General features: G+C 62.5%; 11 protein-coding genes. 10 read left to right on the forward strand and 1 reads right to left on the reverse strand.

The window, feature by feature from the left end; translation table 11 throughout:
- Window positions 1-178 precede the first annotated feature (178 nt).
- From F8S13_01970 to F8S13_01990, 5 genes are all read left to right on the forward strand, one after another.
- The gene (locus tag F8S13_01970) at window positions 179-1,789 is read left to right on the forward strand and encodes a hypothetical protein (GenBank protein KAB8145869.1); all 1,611 of its coding nucleotides are present in this window, start codon (window positions 179-181) and stop codon (window positions 1,787-1,789) included.
- Between the two features lie 53 nt (window positions 1,790-1,842).
- A complete protein-coding gene (locus F8S13_01975) occupies window positions 1,843-2,880 on the forward strand; it encodes a beta-lactamase family protein (GenBank protein KAB8146086.1) in 1,038 nt (345 codons plus the stop codon).
- Between the two features lie 261 nt (window positions 2,881-3,141).
- Window positions 3,142-4,851 (forward strand): hypothetical protein, encoded by a 1,710-nt coding sequence (locus F8S13_01980; protein ID KAB8145870.1) that lies wholly within the window; start codon window positions 3,142-3,144, stop codon window positions 4,849-4,851.
- A 556-nt stretch (window positions 4,852-5,407) separates the two neighbouring features.
- The gene (locus F8S13_01985) at window positions 5,408-6,652 is read left to right on the forward strand and encodes a PAS domain-containing protein (GenBank protein ID KAB8145871.1); all 1,245 of its coding nucleotides are present in this window, start codon (window positions 5,408-5,410) and stop codon (window positions 6,650-6,652) included.
- Between the two features lie 128 nt (window positions 6,653-6,780).
- Window positions 6,781-7,629 carry a class I SAM-dependent methyltransferase gene (locus F8S13_01990; GenBank protein ID KAB8145872.1) on the forward strand — a complete coding sequence of 283 codons (849 nt, stop codon included), beginning with the start codon at window positions 6,781-6,783 and terminating at the stop codon, window positions 7,627-7,629.
- A gap of 43 nt (window positions 7,630-7,672) precedes the next feature.
- On the opposite strand, the gene F8S13_01995 is transcribed toward F8S13_01990, so the two are convergent.
- A complete protein-coding gene (locus tag F8S13_01995; GenBank protein ID KAB8145873.1) occupies window positions 7,673-8,623 on the reverse strand; it encodes a multidrug resistance efflux transporter family protein in 951 nt (316 codons plus the stop codon).
- 307 nt (window positions 8,624-8,930) lie between these two features.
- Here F8S13_01995 and F8S13_02000 point away from each other — a divergent pair, with 307 nt between their 5' ends.
- The 5 genes from F8S13_02000 (at window position 8,931) to F8S13_02020 (ending at window position 15,005) form a co-directional block, all read left to right on the forward strand.
- On the forward strand, window positions 8,931-9,965 hold the full coding sequence (locus F8S13_02000) for a LacI family transcriptional regulator (protein KAB8145874.1): 1,035 nt from the start codon (window positions 8,931-8,933) through the stop codon (window positions 9,963-9,965).
- Between the two features lie 154 nt (window positions 9,966-10,119).
- The gene (locus F8S13_02005) at window positions 10,120-11,556 is read left to right on the forward strand and encodes a hypothetical protein (protein ID KAB8145875.1); all 1,437 of its coding nucleotides are present in this window, start codon (window positions 10,120-10,122) and stop codon (window positions 11,554-11,556) included.
- Window positions 11,492-12,931 (forward strand): sugar ABC transporter substrate-binding protein, encoded by a 1,440-nt coding sequence (locus tag F8S13_02010; GenBank protein ID KAB8145876.1) that lies wholly within the window; start codon window positions 11,492-11,494, stop codon window positions 12,929-12,931. The genes F8S13_02005 and F8S13_02010 overlap by 65 nt, the downstream gene beginning before the upstream one ends.
- A gap of 270 nt (window positions 12,932-13,201) precedes the next feature.
- Entirely contained in the window at window positions 13,202-14,149 is a 948-nt protein-coding gene (locus tag F8S13_02015) for a sugar ABC transporter permease (protein ID KAB8145877.1), read from the forward strand.
- The gene (locus F8S13_02020; protein KAB8145878.1) at window positions 14,133-15,005 is read left to right on the forward strand and encodes a carbohydrate ABC transporter permease; all 873 of its coding nucleotides are present in this window, start codon (window positions 14,133-14,135) and stop codon (window positions 15,003-15,005) included. The genes F8S13_02015 and F8S13_02020 overlap by 17 nt, the downstream gene beginning before the upstream one ends.
- Window positions 15,006-15,335 lie beyond the last annotated feature (330 nt).

A 15,335-nucleotide genomic window follows, 5' to 3' on the forward strand; every position in this document is an offset into this window, starting at 1 on the left:
GCCTCCACGATGATGCTGGCACCGATGCCCGACAATTATCCGGGCACTGAAATAGTCAGGGGTAGTATACCACTCAGGGCGCTATCATTGCACGCATTTCATGGCTATGGTAAGATGAATGCCGGTCCGCGGTGGACAGCCGCGTAAATGCTCTCCCTGAAGCAATAAGGAGCGACGTGTGGGATCGAATGAGCAGCCGGATGGAGCCTCCGAACGTGCACTCACCCTTCGTCTAACCCCAGAAAATGTCATCCTGGCTGCTGCGGTACTGTTTCTACTTGCTGCGGTCATCCTAGCCATTTTCTTCTCGCTCGAATCGCCAAATGCCACCGGGCCAACTGGTACGCCGATCGCGATCAACCCAACGGCGCAGGGCACATCTAGCGCCATCGGCACCGCGCCCACCAGCGCGGCCTACCCTGGGCCGGGCAGCCTGTTCCCGACCGTGTCGGGCCAGCCCTACCCTGGCCCCGGCGAGCCGGGCGGCCCCACCGCAGTCGGCATCCCGGGCGAGACCACGCTGCCGGGCGGCTTCGCCACGCCCACGCCGATCGTTGGGTCGCTGCCGACCTTCGACCCCAGCCGCCCCACCGACACAGGCAACGGGGGCAGCAACCCGTACCCTGGCCCTGGCGGGCAGCAGCCCACACCGGTGATCGTCACCCCCGCTCCTGTCTACACGCCTATCCCGCAGCCGACGCCCGACACGAGCTTCCCGACGCCCGATATCAGCTTCCCAACGCCCGATACCAGCATCCCGCCCACACCACCGCCGCCCAGGCCCACGGCCACCGCCGTGCCGCCCACCGCGGTGCCGATCGACGTGGTGCGCGGCTCGATGCACTGGACCGCCAACCAAAGCCCGATCACGCTGCCGCGCGACCTGCAGGTGGCGGCAGGCTCCACCCTGGTGATCGAGCCGGGCGTCGAGGTGCGCGTGGCCCCAGGGGCGGCGATCTATGTGGATGGCAAGCTCTACGCCGCAGGCACCGAGGGCAACCCCGTGCGCTTCACCAGCGCGGGCGCGGGCCGCTGGGATGCGATCTACGGCAATTCCAACAGCGACATCGGGCTGGAGTACGCCAATGTGAGCCGGGGCGGCAACGGCGGCACGCTGATCGCCAGCAAGGGCGGCAACCTGAGCATCATGAACTCGCGGATCAGCGACAACGGTGGGCATATCAGCGCCATCGATAGCCGCGTCGACATCCGCAACAGCGAGATCAGCGGCAACGACATGCCCTACGGCGGCGCGATCAACGCCAGCTACGGCATCGGCGGCGGCATCACGCTGCAGGGCAATCGCATCGGCGGCAACCGCCTGGCCCCAGGCGCTCCGCCGGTGGAGATCCGCAACGAGAACCCCTACACCACGCTGAACATGAACGTGCAGGGCAACCTGCTGGTCGGCGAGCAGGGGCCAGACATGGTGGTGTACACCGACGGCGGGCTGCTGGGCAGCCTGAGCTGCAACGCCATGCTGAATGGCACCGACGGCCTGATGGTCAAGTCGTCGATGGTGCAGGTCGCGCCGCAGATCCAGCTCGATATCTCGAACAACGCTATCGAGGACCAGACCCCGCCGATCATCCCGACCTACCTGAAGTACGGCATCGGGCGCGGGGCCACCAGCGATCTGTATATCGACATGAAGAACAACTGGTGGCGCAGCGACCTTGGCCCCTACCACCCCGATCTGCACGCCGACGGGCGCGGCAACTCGGTCGGCGCAAACATCACCTTCGAGCCATGGCTCACCGCGCGCCCCGGCTGCGCGCCCACGCGGTAGCCCAACCGTGCGGCGCGGGGGCTTTCCCGCGCCGCACATCCTACCTCACACCCATGACACTCCACGCCACGATTGCGTCGACCATCCGCCAGGCCATCGAGCGGCACATCTTCCCGGGGGCGGTCGTCCTGCTCGCCCGCGACGGCCATGTCGCCCACCACGCGGCCTACGGCACCACCTGCTACGGCGACCCCGGCAGCCGCCCGATCGCGCCCGACGATATCTTCGACATCGCCTCGCTCACCAAGATGTTCACCGCCACCGCCGCGCTGCGCCTGATCGAGGCGGGCGCGCTGGCGCTCGACGCGCCGCTGGCCGATGTGCTGCCGGGCTACCCCCAGCTCGCAATCACGATCTGGCACCTGCTTACCCACACATCCGGCATCGACATCCGCCTCTCGGCGCTGCGCGAGCTGCCGCCCGAGCAGATCCGCCAGGCTATCTACCGCACCCAGCCCCAGCGCGCCCCTGGCGAGGCGGTGGCCTACTCGAATGTCAACACGCTGCTGCTGGGCGATCTGGTGGCACACCTGACAAGCCAACCGCTCGATCATGCCATCGCCCGGCTGGTGCTGCAGCCGCTGGGCCTGCGCGAGACTATGTTCCGCCCGCCCGCTGCGCTGCGACCGCGCATCGTGCCCACCGAGGTGGATGCCGACTGGCGCGGCGGCCTGGTGCACGGCCACGTCCACGACGAGAGCGCCTACGCCCTGGGCGGGGTCGCGGGCCACGCTGGCCTGTTCAGCACCGCCCGCGATCTCCTGGGCTTCTGCCAGGCCTGGCTGCTGGCCGCCGAGGGCCAGCCCGGCGGCATCCTGGGCAGCACCATCGCCCAGCAGGCCACCACCAGCCAGACCCCGCAGCACGCGCTGGCCTGCGGCCTGGGCTGGATGATGGATAGGCCGAACTTCATGGGCGCAGCCCTGCACGGCAGCTTCGGGCACACCGGCTTCACCGGCACCGCCATGGTGGTGGTGCCGCAGCAGCGCGCCGTGGTGATCATGCTCACCAACCGCGTGTACCCCCGGCGCACCCCGGCGCAGCACCACGAGGTCTGCGCCGCCCTCGTCGATCTCGCCCTCGGCAGCTAGCCACAGAGCGCAGACCAACGCGGGAGAGATACGCGAGCCTAGAGCCACAGACCCGAAACATCCCCTTCAGCTGCCTCCCGCTCAATCGGCTGCGCTAGATCCCGCCTGATAAAATGTATCATCTTCGACGTTTTTCATCAGAGACAGCTCATTCTGCGCGCTATTGCCTATCAATGACTTCTTCCTAGATCGCAGGTATGATAGTGCCCATCCGAATAGATTGAACACCGTGTTCCTCTTTATCTGCTGAGGTTCTTCTTTATGAAAAAATCGCTCGTACTCGCGATCGTCGCAGCGCTCTTTATGATCCCAGCAGGCGCGGCGCAGGCTCAGCAGCCCGCGCCTACCCTGCGCGAGATCAGCGTTTCTAGCCCCATCGCTAGCGTCCAGACCGATGGCATCTTCATGCTCTATCTCAGCCAGACGCAGGGAGGCGCAGATCTATCGCTCTATGCCGCCAATATAGTGGGCGGCGACCCCATCCTGCTCGAAACGGGCCTCGCCATCGACAGCCCCTTCAGCATCGATGGCGGCATCGCCGTCTGGGCCGTGCAGAAGCCGGATGGCGTACACATCAGCGCCCGCGACCTGCGCAGCGGCGCGAGCTTCGCGATCAGCACCAGCCCCAAGCTGGCTGGTGCGCCTAAGATCCAGGGTGGCCGGGTGGTGTGGGGCGAGCTGCGCGACGACGGCGCACATGTATTGACCAGAACTTTCACCAGTGGCCAGGTGACGGAGCTAGACAGCGGCGCGCGGCTGCTGAACGGCCCCATTATCTGGGGTGACTACGCCGCCTGGGCCATCGACCGGGGCGACGTGCGCCAGATCATCCGCCGCAACATCCGCTCGATGGATGCCCCTCAGGTGATCACATCACTCGAATTCACCGCGCCCAGCATTTTCATGCTCAGCAACACGCACCTGGGCTGGACCGACTTTCCGCCGCTGGGGCCAAGCTCGTCGGGGCAGCCGCTAGCCAACAAAACCTATATACACGACCTGCGCAGCGGCCAGACGCGATCCTTCGAGGAGCAGTTTGGGCCAGGCATCACCCTGGCGGGTAGCCCAGCCGTAGGCGCAGCCAGCGTGGTGCTTGAGCAATATGCCAGCAGCATCGCCGTGGTGAACCTGCAGACGGGAAAGCGCACCGACATCCCAACAACCCATGGCATCTCCTCCTACACCGACCGCCACATCCTCTCTAGCGAGCCGCGCGATGGTGCGATCGATCTGTACGGCTACGACATCCAGGCGCAGACACGTTTTAGCATTGCGGCGGACGATCGCGAGAATGTGATGCCATCGTTGGGCAGCGGGATGCTGGTCTATCAGCATGGCCTGACTTCTCCCATCACCATACGTGCCGTGCAGATCGCACGTGCCATGCCTGCCGAGCAGAGCGTGTACTTCCCGCAGACCGGCCACACGCTCTCAGGCACCTTCCGCAGCTTCTGGGAGCGCAGCGGCGGCCTGGCCACCTTCGGCTACCCGCTCACCGAGGAGTACGCCGAGCGCAACGCCGACACCGGCCAGGTCTACACCGTGCAGATCTTCGAGCGCCAGCGCTTCGAGCTGCACCCCGAAAACGCGGGTGGCCCTTACGAGGTGCTGATCGGGCGCATGGGCGCGGCGGATGCGCAGCGGCGTAATCTCACGGCAAACGTCGCCTTTCTCCCGATCGACCACCCCGACGAGACCGGCTGCCTGTGGTTCCCCGAGACTGGCCACAGCATCTGCGGCAGCCAGCTGCGCTACTGGCGGCGCGCGGGCGTCGACCTGGACGATCCGGGCATCAGCCAGCGCGAGTCGCTGGCCCTCTACGGGCTGCCGCTCAGCCAGCCCTTCGTCGACCCTCAGCTTGCCCGCACCGTCCAGATCTTCGAGCGCGCCCGCTTCGAGGAGTTCCCCGAGAACCCCGAGCCGTACACCATCCAGTTTGGCAGGCTCGGGGCCGAGTCCGCCGGGCTGTAGGCCAACCAGCGCCAAGGCCCCAGGCCCGCGATCAGCGAGCCTGGGGCCTTGGCATTTCCTGAAATCAAGATGTTAGGCTACAAAAATGAGCCGCAGCAGCCCGCAGCAATGGTAGAATATGCTCATTCACCAACAGCATGGTGCTCGCGCCGCATATCAGCCGCATCCTCAATGTCATTTTCGCCGTACCGCGTGATTATGTCATCTTCTGCGAACAGATCTTCGAGCGGCTCTTTCAGGTATCGATCACGCAACGGCATGCATTCTGCCCCTTAAAAATGGAGGCCTACGGGCAACAGTGCTGCGAACGCTACAGGTGCACAACACATTAGCCTAAACGTAGATCTGACAGAAATATCGCTGAGAATGCCATGTGCAGTCCGAGCGCTACAGCAAGCGCACCGGGCGCTTCATCCCGCACGATCTGCCCGCGCTCATCACTGGGCGAGAATACCACCGAAACGCATAAAGTTAGGAACAAGTCGGCTTCAACGCGATGTAAGATCATGCGGTTGCTGGTATAATTGCCCGAACATCCAGCCCTATAGAGGAAGCCATGACTGACACGACGCCCGCCGATCCCAACGAGGACGGGACAGCGCTCCATCAGCGCATCGCCGAGCTTGAGCAGCAGCTTTCTGATGCCCAGCAACGGCTCCAGATCTTTCAGGAAACCATAGACAGCCTTCCGCTCCTACTCTACACCACCGACCGTAACGAGCAAATCCAGATCGTCAACCAGCCATTCGCGGCTTGGGCGCAGCACTCCATTGGCGACCTTGTCGGCAAAAAGCTGGACGCGATCTTCCCCGCTGCCCTGGTCGGACAGTGGCGCGCCGATAGCCAAAAGGTCTACCAGAGCAACGCTAGCACCACATCCGAGCAGCAGATCGACAGCCAGGGGCAGGTGCGCAGCTTCCGCATTCAGCGCACGCCACTGCACGGCAGCGACCAGCAGATCTACGCCACCACGGGCACGATCTTCGACATCACCGCCCAGCGGCAGGCCGAGCAGGCCCTAGAGCAGAGCCAGCGCATCCTGGACGGTATCCTCAAGCACGCCCCAACGGTCATCTATGTCAAAGATCCCAGCAGCAAGATGCTAGCGGTGAGCAGCATGTACGCCCATGTATTGGGCAGGCCCGTCCACGAGATCGTAGGCAAGACCGAAGACCAGCTGTTCCCCGCCGAGGTGGTGCGCCAGTGGCGCGAGAAGGACCGCGCGATCTTCGCCCAGCGGCAGCCAGTCCAGCTCGACAACGTGTTCGAGGTCGATGGCGAGCCGCGCGACTTCTTCTCGGTGCAGTTCCCGCTCTACACCGCCGACGACCAGCCCTATGCGATCTGCGGCATATCTACCGACATCACCAGCATCCGCCAGGCCGAGCGCGAGCGCGAGCAGATGCAGCAGACCGTGATCGAAGCCCAGCAGTCGGCGCTGCGCGACCTCTCCACCCCGCTCATCCCGATCGCCGATGGCGTGGTGGTGATGCCGCTGGTGGGCACCATGGACAGCGCCCGCGCCCAGCAGGTGATGGAGACGCTGTTGGAGGGCGTGATGCGCCACCAGGCCCGCACCGCGATCATCGACATCACCGGGCTGCCGATCGTCGACACCCAGGTGGCGGCGGTGCTGTTCCAGTCGGCCAGGGCTGTTGGGCTGCTTGGGTCCGAGGTGGTGCTCACCGGCATCGGCCCCGAGGTGGCGCAGACTCTGATCGGCATTGGGGCCGATCTCTCGTCGATCTCCACCCCTGGCACGCTTGAAAATGGTATCGCCTACGCATTGCGAAAGCTCTAAACACCGCTTTTGTTGTACGCTATTGTGCCACCCAACGATACGAAACACAAAATATCTGCGAATCAAAGCAAGCGCGCCGGGTGGCGCGCTTGCATACCGCGCGACGCCGCGCGGGAGGAGCAACCACCATGGACACATCCACCCCGATCGCGCTGCCGCTCAGCGCCCAGGGCTACGCCGCCGCCAACGAGGCCTTCCGCCAGTGCTGGGCCGCCGACCGCGACCAGGTGCTCTCGTGCCTGCGCGCCCACCTGCCCACCCCCAGCGCGCATGGGCTGGACATCCTAGGCATCGGCGTGGGCGACGGCTCCTTCGATCTGCAGATCATCGACTGCCTCCAGCAGCACCTGGGCGACATGCCCATGTGCTATGTCGCGCTCGACCCCAACGAGGCTCAGCTGCGTGGCTTTCAGGCCAACCTAGCGCGCAGCCCGCGCCCCACAGTGCAGTTCAGCTTCATCGCCCAGCCCGCCGAGGCCTACCAGCCCGAGCGGCAGTTCGACCTCATCCACTTTATCCACTCGCTCTATCACATGCCCGACCACGAGCAGCAACTCATCCTCGGCGCGTACTCCCGGCTGAGGCCTGGCGGCAGGCTGCTGATCGCGCTCTCCAGCGAGCAGGGCGGCATCTACCAGATGATGCAGCGCCACTGGGGCGAGATCGACTACAGCTTCTTCACCCACGGCCTGTTTGGCCACGAGAGCCTGATGGACATCCTCAACCGAGAGGGCATCCGCTACGAGGCCGCGCGCTTCCCCGATGTGGCGATCGATGTGAGCGCCTGCTTCCAGCCCGGCTCGGCCCTCGGCCAGCAGCTGCTCGACTTCATCATGCAGGCCGACATGCAGCGCGCCCCCGCCGAGCTGCGCGAGCACGTGCTTGACACGCTGCACCAGCTCAGCTACGAGCGCGGCGGGCGGCGCTGGCTCGCCCACCCCAGCGGGGTGTTCGTGGCCAGCGCCCCGCTGGGCTAGATCGGCCATGTGGCGCGGGGCGGCCCCGCGCCACATGGCCGATCTAGGCTGGCCGCACCACCCGATGCGAGCTGTAGCTATGGGCCACCATGCCCACCACGATGCAGGCGATCCCCGCCAGCCCCACCGCCGAGGGCAGCGCGCCCTGCAGCCACACGATCTCGCCCAGCAGCGTGAACACCACCTCGCCCGACTGGGTAGCCTCGACCGCCGCCAGCCGATGCGCGTCGCCATGGGCCATGTCGGTGGCGCGGAAGAACAGCAGCGTGGCCACCACCCCCGAGCAGACCGCCACCACCAGCGACTGCTCGACCTGCGGCAGACTGGGCGGCCCGGCGGTGGCCAGGCCATATGCCGCCAGCACGGCCCAGAACGGCATGCTGGCGATCGTCATCCCGCACACGCGCTGGAAGGTATCGAGGCGCTGGCCGCACAGCTCCATCATCTTGCGGTTGCCCAGCGGGTAGGCAAACGCCGCCAGCAGCACCGGCAGCGCGCCCAGCAGCACGTCGCCCAGCGACACCCGACCCACCTGCTCGGCCTGCATCACCACCACGCCCAGCACGATCAGCAGCGAGAAGCCGATGCCGCGCAGCGGGATGCGCCCGCGCACACGGCGAGGCCCATCGGGCGTGGGCGCGGCCACCCATAACAGCGGGGCCAGCAGCGACCCCGCGATGATTGTCAGCTGCCAGGTGCTGGCCACCAGCCAGGCCGGCTGGAAGGCGGCGGCAAAGCACAGCGGCGCGTAGAACAGCCCAAAGCCCACCGTGCTCCAGCCCAGCCAGGCCCACAGGTGCTGCCGCAGCTCGCGCCACATGGCGCGGGCGCTGCCCCGCATATACACGATGGCCAGCAGCATGGGCAGCATCCATACATAGCGCAGCACCGCGCTCCACATCCACGCGCCGCCGCCCAGGTTCATCGAGCGATTCAGCACGAACGAGGTGGCGAAAAACAGCGAGGCAATCAGGCCCAGCACGATCGCTTTCACGGCGAGGCTTCCTCCACTTGCAAAAACGTCCTAGCAGGCAGTATACTATTGAAAAGCAAGCGCCATGCAAAAGTTTTAGGCGTGTTTTAAAAATAATCGTGGAATAGAGCAGCATAGTGCGCTGTGCACACATCCGTTTTTTTAGATATAGTTTGCATTCTAAAGCATCCTATAGCCCGACAAGCAATGCTTTCGCATACGTATTAAAATGCACCGATATAATTTAGCAAAAGTTCAGACCAAAGAAGTACATCACAGCTCTTGACAGCCAAATAACACGTGTTATAATCTACGCGGAGGCCAAACTATGAGAAAGCGCCGCGCTACCAGCCAGGATGTCGCCAAGCGTGCTGGGGTTTCTCGCAGCACCGTCTCAGCCATCCTAAATCACACGCCAGGTATCGGCTACAGCGAAGAGACGCGCAAATCGGTTCTGCAAGCCATCCAAGAGCTCAACTACAAAGTCAACGTCCAAGCCAAGAGCATGCGTACTGGCCTAAGTCGCTGCATCGCAGTCTACGGCAATGTCACCAACCCGCTGTTCTTACAGTCGCTTGATGGCATTCAAGAGGTCTGCAGCAACAACGACTACCACCTGCTGCTCTACGGGGCCAAACGAGACCCGGCCTATCGGTTTTCCATGATCGATGTCTTTCTACAGCACCGCATCGATGGGATCATCTCGGTCGACTACACCACCTTCCAAGATTTCTCGTGGTTTAAGACGATCAGCACCGAAGAGGTGCCCTATGTCTCGATCGAGGGCTACCCAACCAACAGCGATGTCTCATCAGTGCTGATGGACTATGCGCACAGCGTCACGATCGCGCTGGAGTATATGTCGCAGCGCAGCCCGGTGCTGCCGCTCTACCTTGAGCTCTACGACACCGCCGACGGACACTCGTACGAAAACTGGGCCGAGACCAACCGGCGCAACGCCTACTGCCGCTGGATGAAGAGCCACGGCAGCGAGCCGCGCGTGCTGTCCATCGAAGATCAGCCATGGGCCGCTGGCTCGCACTTCTGGATCTCGTGGCTCTCGCAGCAGCAGCTGCCCATGACCGTGCTCTCCAACTGGTCGCGCGGGGCAGCCTATCTCTACCGCGCCGCCTACAGCCTGGGGCTGCGCATCGGGCGCGACCTGCAGGTGATGGCCTGCGACAACACCGAGCGGATCAACGCGCACATGATCCCCACGCTTAGCGCGGTCGAGGTGCCCTACAAAGACATGGGTATCCTCGCCACCAAACGGCTGATCGAGTACATCAGCCATCGTCGGCCCACCACCGACACATCGAGCCAGTGGCTCTCGGCCCGGCTCGTACCAGGCGAAAGTATCTAGATCTCCCCTTCAGGCCGCAGACCCCGCCGCCTTGCAGCCCTGACACCCCCGCATGCTGTTGCTCTAGCCCGATGGCTTGGATGCCCTGGCGCACCCCCAAGCCATCAACCCCAACCCAGCCGCCGCTACGCGGCTGGAGCATGTAAGGATGCACATGAACCCACACCAGCTCTCCTACACGTTTGTCTGCTTCGCAGCCCACATCGACGCATCATGGGGGCATGGCACACCCGCTATCGGCGCCAGACGCATAGCCGATCTCGCCTCAGTCTACGGCATCCCGGTGACATGGATCGTCAACAGCGGCTCGATCACCGAGCTCCAGCCCATGATCCAGGCCCGCCACGAGCGCTGGGGCGACAGCGTGATCCTCTGCACCCCACCGCACCTGCACAGCAACGACACCGCCATGATCAGCGCCGCCCTGCGCGAGGCGATCTGCCGCGAGTGGGAGCTGCTCACCAGCGCCTTCCCATGGGTTGAGGCCAAGGTCGCCGCCGCTGGCTACATCACCCCCGATCTGGTGCGCGTGCTCGACGAGCTCGCGTTCGATGGCCTGTGGGGCTACTGCTGGGAGCAGAGCCGCTGGGACAACATCAGCCACCAGGGCTGCCCATGGGGCATGTGGTATATCGACCCGCTGCGCTACAAGGTGCCCAACCCCAGCAGCGGCGGCATGGTGGCCTGCGAGTGGACCGCGCGCGATCTGCACGCGGCCTACCACACCGGCCAGCCCTGCATCTACTCCACCGATCCCAACGATGTGCTGCGCGCCGGGCTGTGCAGCGCCACATCCGACCGCTACTGGCGCGATCTGTTCGGCCAGTACATGCGCAACACCCAGCACAACCAGCAGGTCATCTTTGTGCAGCACCAAGAGGCCCACGAGATGGAGCGCAGCGACCGATTCGCCATCTGGTCGCAGCAGGAGATCGACGACAGCGCCCGGCTGCTCGGCCAGTTCTTCCACCACGTGCGCAGCAGCGGCGCGACATGCACCAGCCTGCCCGATGCCGTCGCCCGCTATCGGCAGGCCCACAGCGCCACCGCGCCCGCCCTGATGCTCTGCCAGGGCAGCGACGTCGTCCCCCAGATCAATAGCTACACCATGGCCCACGGCGGGGTTTCCAGCGGCCCCTGGCCCGAGACCCTGCTCTACTACGACGCCGAATGCCAGATGGCCTTCGTGCGCGGCAGTGCGACGCCGCATATGCTGCGCAGCTACGTGGGTGCGGCCTCGATGGAGGGAAACTTCAGGGTCGCCAATCTCCCCGAGATCACCATCAAGCACTATACCCGCAGCGCCGGGCGGATCGACATCCAGTTCACCATTGGCCACAGCAGCCCGATGCCCTTTGGTCTTGCCTACTGGGACGATCTCCGTAGCTACCAGATCACCGACATCCAGGGCGTGCACGAGGCCACGATCGTCGAGCACAAGGTGGTGTTCATGCGGCTCACCCTCACCGGCCTGCCCCAGATCATCCATCTCCAGCTGCACGCCGACCAGGCCAATCCTTCCCTCGATGCTTCTTCTGCACCGGCAGAACTGGCATATGCGCTCTTCTCAACAACAGGGATTGGATCATGAAAGGAGACCGCTCATGAAACGGTGGACATCCGCAGCGCTGATCTCGTGCCTGCTTTTCGCCATCGCGGCCTGCGGCACCCCCGGCTCTGTTACACCGCCTGTCGCCCAAGCAACGGCCGTCCCTGGCACCCCGCAGAAGATATCCTGGCTTGTCGGCGCTAGCCCCGAGCAGCTTGTCCAGTACCAGCAGGTGATGAGCGAGGCCCGGCGCGATCTTAACATCGAGGTCGATATCAGCCCAACTACCGCCGACAACTTCAATCAGAAGGTGCAGACCCTGATCGCCGCCAAAGAGAACCCCGAGTTCTGGGTCGGCGGCACCGACTTTGTGCCCTGGGCCAGCCGTGGCGCGGTCAAGCCGATCAACGACTATATCACCACCAACAACTTCGACCTGAGCCGATTCGACCCCAAGACGGTCGACGCCTTCCGCTGGAATGGCAAGCTCTGGCGCATCCCCACGGCCACCTTCACCGTCGTGCTGTTCTACAACGAGGACATGTTCAAGGCCGCAGGTATCGACACGCCGCCGACCGACTGGAACAACAAGACCTGGACGCTCGATGAATTCACCCAGGTCGCCCAGAAGCTGACCATCGACAAAAATGGCAAGAATGCCCTCGACCCAGCCTTCGACCCCAACAACGTGGTGCAGTACGGAATCGCCGACATGCAGTCATTCCTGCTCTACCCATGGTATTTCGGCGGCGATTGGAGCGACAAGGAGGGCAAAACCTTCACCGGCAACTCGCCCGAGGTGGTCAAGGGCCTGCAGACCGTGGCCGACCTGAGCAACAAATACCACGTGCTGCCCACCCCCGCCACTATCAAGGCCCTAGGCGGCGACCTCTTCGCCACCGGCAAGGCGGCCATGACCATGAACGGCAACTGGGCCATCGCCAGCTACAAAGAGAAGCCCAACCTGCACTGGAACGTGGCGGCCTCGCCTATCGGCACCAACCACTCGATCGTGCTCTTCACCGACGGCATCGGCATCGGCGACAACTCCAAGAACCCCGACGCGATGTGGAAGGTCATCGACTGGATCTTCGGCGACGAGACCCACACCAGCGAGTTCATCCAGGCGGCGGGCGGCGGCGCGGCCATCCCGGCCATGACAAGCCTCCAGCGCACCTTCATCAGCGACGCCAAGGAATCGCTGCCCAACCTGCATATCGAGGTCTTCACCGAGGCCACCAAGCACCCCGATGCCAAGCCGATCTACCTGCGCTTCAACCCCAACTGGTCGAAGATCGAGATCGCACTCAACGACGGCCTTGAGCCGCTCTGGTCGGGGAAATCGGATGCCGCGACACTGATGAACGAGCTTCAGCCCAAGATACAAAAGCTGATGGATGAGCCAGTGTCAAATTAATTTACGACACAAATAATATCACAAACAAACTATTTCGATTGGGTCTTGGAAGATTTATTCCAAGACCCAACGGCTTTTTTCACAAAATGTATAACGCATTGGTAATGGCACACATATACAATACATAGTTGAGCGGGGCAAAACAGTTCCGTTTCAGCCTAGCCCAGTATATACCCATGTATTTCTTGGGCAAATTGAACATAAAACGTTCTATTCGCACAACCCCAGCAGACTGGCTCAGGGAGACGGCCCTGGCGAAAGAGAGCATTGATGGCATCATATCAACCTGTTCACAAAGTACCCTACGCAGGGCCACAGGGCCTCTCCCAGCGGTGGGCGCGCAGCTTTCGGCAAAACGCACTTTTCTTCCTGTTTATCTCACCCTGGCTGATCGGTTTCCTAGTCTTCAGCGTCTACCCGCTGCTCTTCTCGATCTGGCTGAGCCTGTCGAAATGGGACATCATCGGCTCCATTCACTATGTCGGGTTCGAGAACTATCGCACCATCTTCACCGAGGACGACTCGTTCTGGCAGTCGCTCAGGGTCACCATCACCTACACCTTCATCAGCGTCCCGCTCAACATGATGGTATCGCTAGGCATCGCGCTGCTGCTCAACCAGAAGATCCGGGGGGTGAAGGTCTGGCGAACCTTGTTCTACCTGCCCTCGCTGATCAGCGGCGTGGCGGTCTCGCTGATCTGGACATGGGTGTTCAACCCCAACACTGGCATCATCAACCAGGCGCTCAGCGCCTTCGGCATCAATGGCCCGATGTGGATCTACGACTCCAACTGGGTCATGCCGGCCCTGATCATCATGGGTCTGTGGGGCGCTGGCGGCAACATGATGATCCTCATCTCGGGTCTGCAGGGCATCCCCACCGCGCTCTACGAGGCCGCCGAGCTCGACGGTGCCAACGCGGCCCAGCGACTTTGGCATATCACGGTGCCCATGCTATCGCCGGTGCTGTTCTTTGTGCTCATCCAGAGCGTCATCGGCACATTCCAGACCTTCACCCAGGCCTACGTGATGACCGACGGCGGCCCCGACAACGCCAGCCTCTTCTATGTGCTCTACCTATTCCGGCATGCCTTTACCTACTTCAACATGGGCTACGCCTCGGCGCTGGCCTGGATACTCTTTCTGATCATATTAGCCTGCACATTCGTGCTGATCAAAACACAGGATCGGTGGGTACACTATGAGTCAAAACGCTAATATCCGCCCCATGCCCAACGGCCTCGAATCACCGATGGCCTCGCAGGGGCAGAAGATCATCACCTATGTGCTCTTGTTTGGCATCGGGACACTGTTCCTCGTCCCATTCTTCTGGATGATCTCGACATCGCTCAAGACCAGCATCGAGGCCTTTTCCATCCCAATCGAGTGGATACCCGCACGGCCCCACTGGGGTAATTATGTCGATCTGTTTACCACCGTACCGTTTGCCCAGTTCTTGGTCAACTCGATCGGGATAGCGCTGGTCTCGGTCGTCGGGCAGGTGCTCTCGGGGTCGCTGGTGGCCTATGGGTTCGCACGCCTGAGCGGGGTTGGCAAGCCCATCTTGTTTGGGCTGCTGCTCAGCACCATGATGCTGCCAAGCCAGGTGACACTCATCCCCTCATTCCTGCTCTTCCGCGAGCTTGGATGGTACGACACCTTCGCCCCGCTCACGGTGCCAGCCTGGCTCGGCACTCCCTTCTATATCTTCATGCTGCGGCAGTTCATTATGACCATCCCGCTCGACTATGACGATGCCGCGCGAATCGATGGCTGCTCTACGTTTGGGATCTACTGGCGGATCATCCTGCCGATGCTGGTGCCCGCGCTGATCACGGTCAGCGTCATGGTCTTTATTGGGTCGTGGAACGATTTTATGGGGCCGCTGATCTACCTCAGCTCGATTGAAAACTTTACCGTTGCGCTGGGATTGAATCTCTTTCGTACACAATATACACAATATTGGAACTTGACAATGGCGGCATCGGTGATATCGCTCATTCCCTGTCTGATCATTTTCTTCTCGGCTCAAAAGTTCTTGATCCAAGGTTTTGTTGTTGATGGATTAAAATAGCGCTTTCTAACGCCAAAAAGCCGAGGCCCTGGCTCCAGTTGGAGCCAGGGCCTCGGCTTTTTGCGGCCAGCGAGCGTGTCGCCTGCGCTAGCACAGCGCGATCTTCTCGACGCATAAGTTAAAATATCTATACCGATGATCTGCCATTTAGGTAACGGGTCTAAACGCTCTGTTACTATATAGTAACGGAGGCATGACATACTGGCCGTGTTGCGAAAGCACTTGACCAATTGTAGCGAACCAGCGCCAAGCGACCAAGCTCCTTGGCCATCGCAGCGCCTCACAGTTCCTTTCAGACAATCGCAATATTTATTCACGGTTTCGATCACT

Source organism: Chloroflexia bacterium SDU3-3 (genome assembly GCA_009268125.1).
Classification (GTDB): Bacteria; Chloroflexota; Chloroflexia; order Chloroflexales; family Roseiflexaceae; genus SDU3-3.

Coding starts and splice junctions, on each gene's coding strand:
- F8S13_01975 (KAB8146086.1), top strand. CDS start 1,843: ATGACACTCCACGCCACGATTGCGTCGACCATCCGCCAGGCCATCGAG.
- F8S13_01980 (KAB8145870.1), top strand. CDS start 3,142: ATGAAAAAATCGCTCGTACTCGCGATCGTCGCAGCGCTCTTTATGATC.
- F8S13_01985 (KAB8145871.1), top strand. CDS start 5,408: ATGACTGACACGACGCCCGCCGATCCCAACGAGGACGGGACAGCGCTC.
- F8S13_01990 (KAB8145872.1), top strand. CDS start 6,781: ATGGACACATCCACCCCGATCGCGCTGCCGCTCAGCGCCCAGGGCTAC.
- F8S13_02000 (KAB8145874.1), top strand. CDS start 8,931: ATGAGAAAGCGCCGCGCTACCAGCCAGGATGTCGCCAAGCGTGCTGGG.
- F8S13_02005 (KAB8145875.1), top strand. CDS start 10,120: ATGAACCCACACCAGCTCTCCTACACGTTTGTCTGCTTCGCAGCCCAC.
- F8S13_02010 (KAB8145876.1), top strand. CDS start 11,492: ATGCTTCTTCTGCACCGGCAGAACTGGCATATGCGCTCTTCTCAACAA.
- F8S13_02015 (KAB8145877.1), top strand. CDS start 13,202: ATGGCATCATATCAACCTGTTCACAAAGTACCCTACGCAGGGCCACAG.
- F8S13_02020 (KAB8145878.1), top strand. CDS start 14,133: ATGAGTCAAAACGCTAATATCCGCCCCATGCCCAACGGCCTCGAATCA.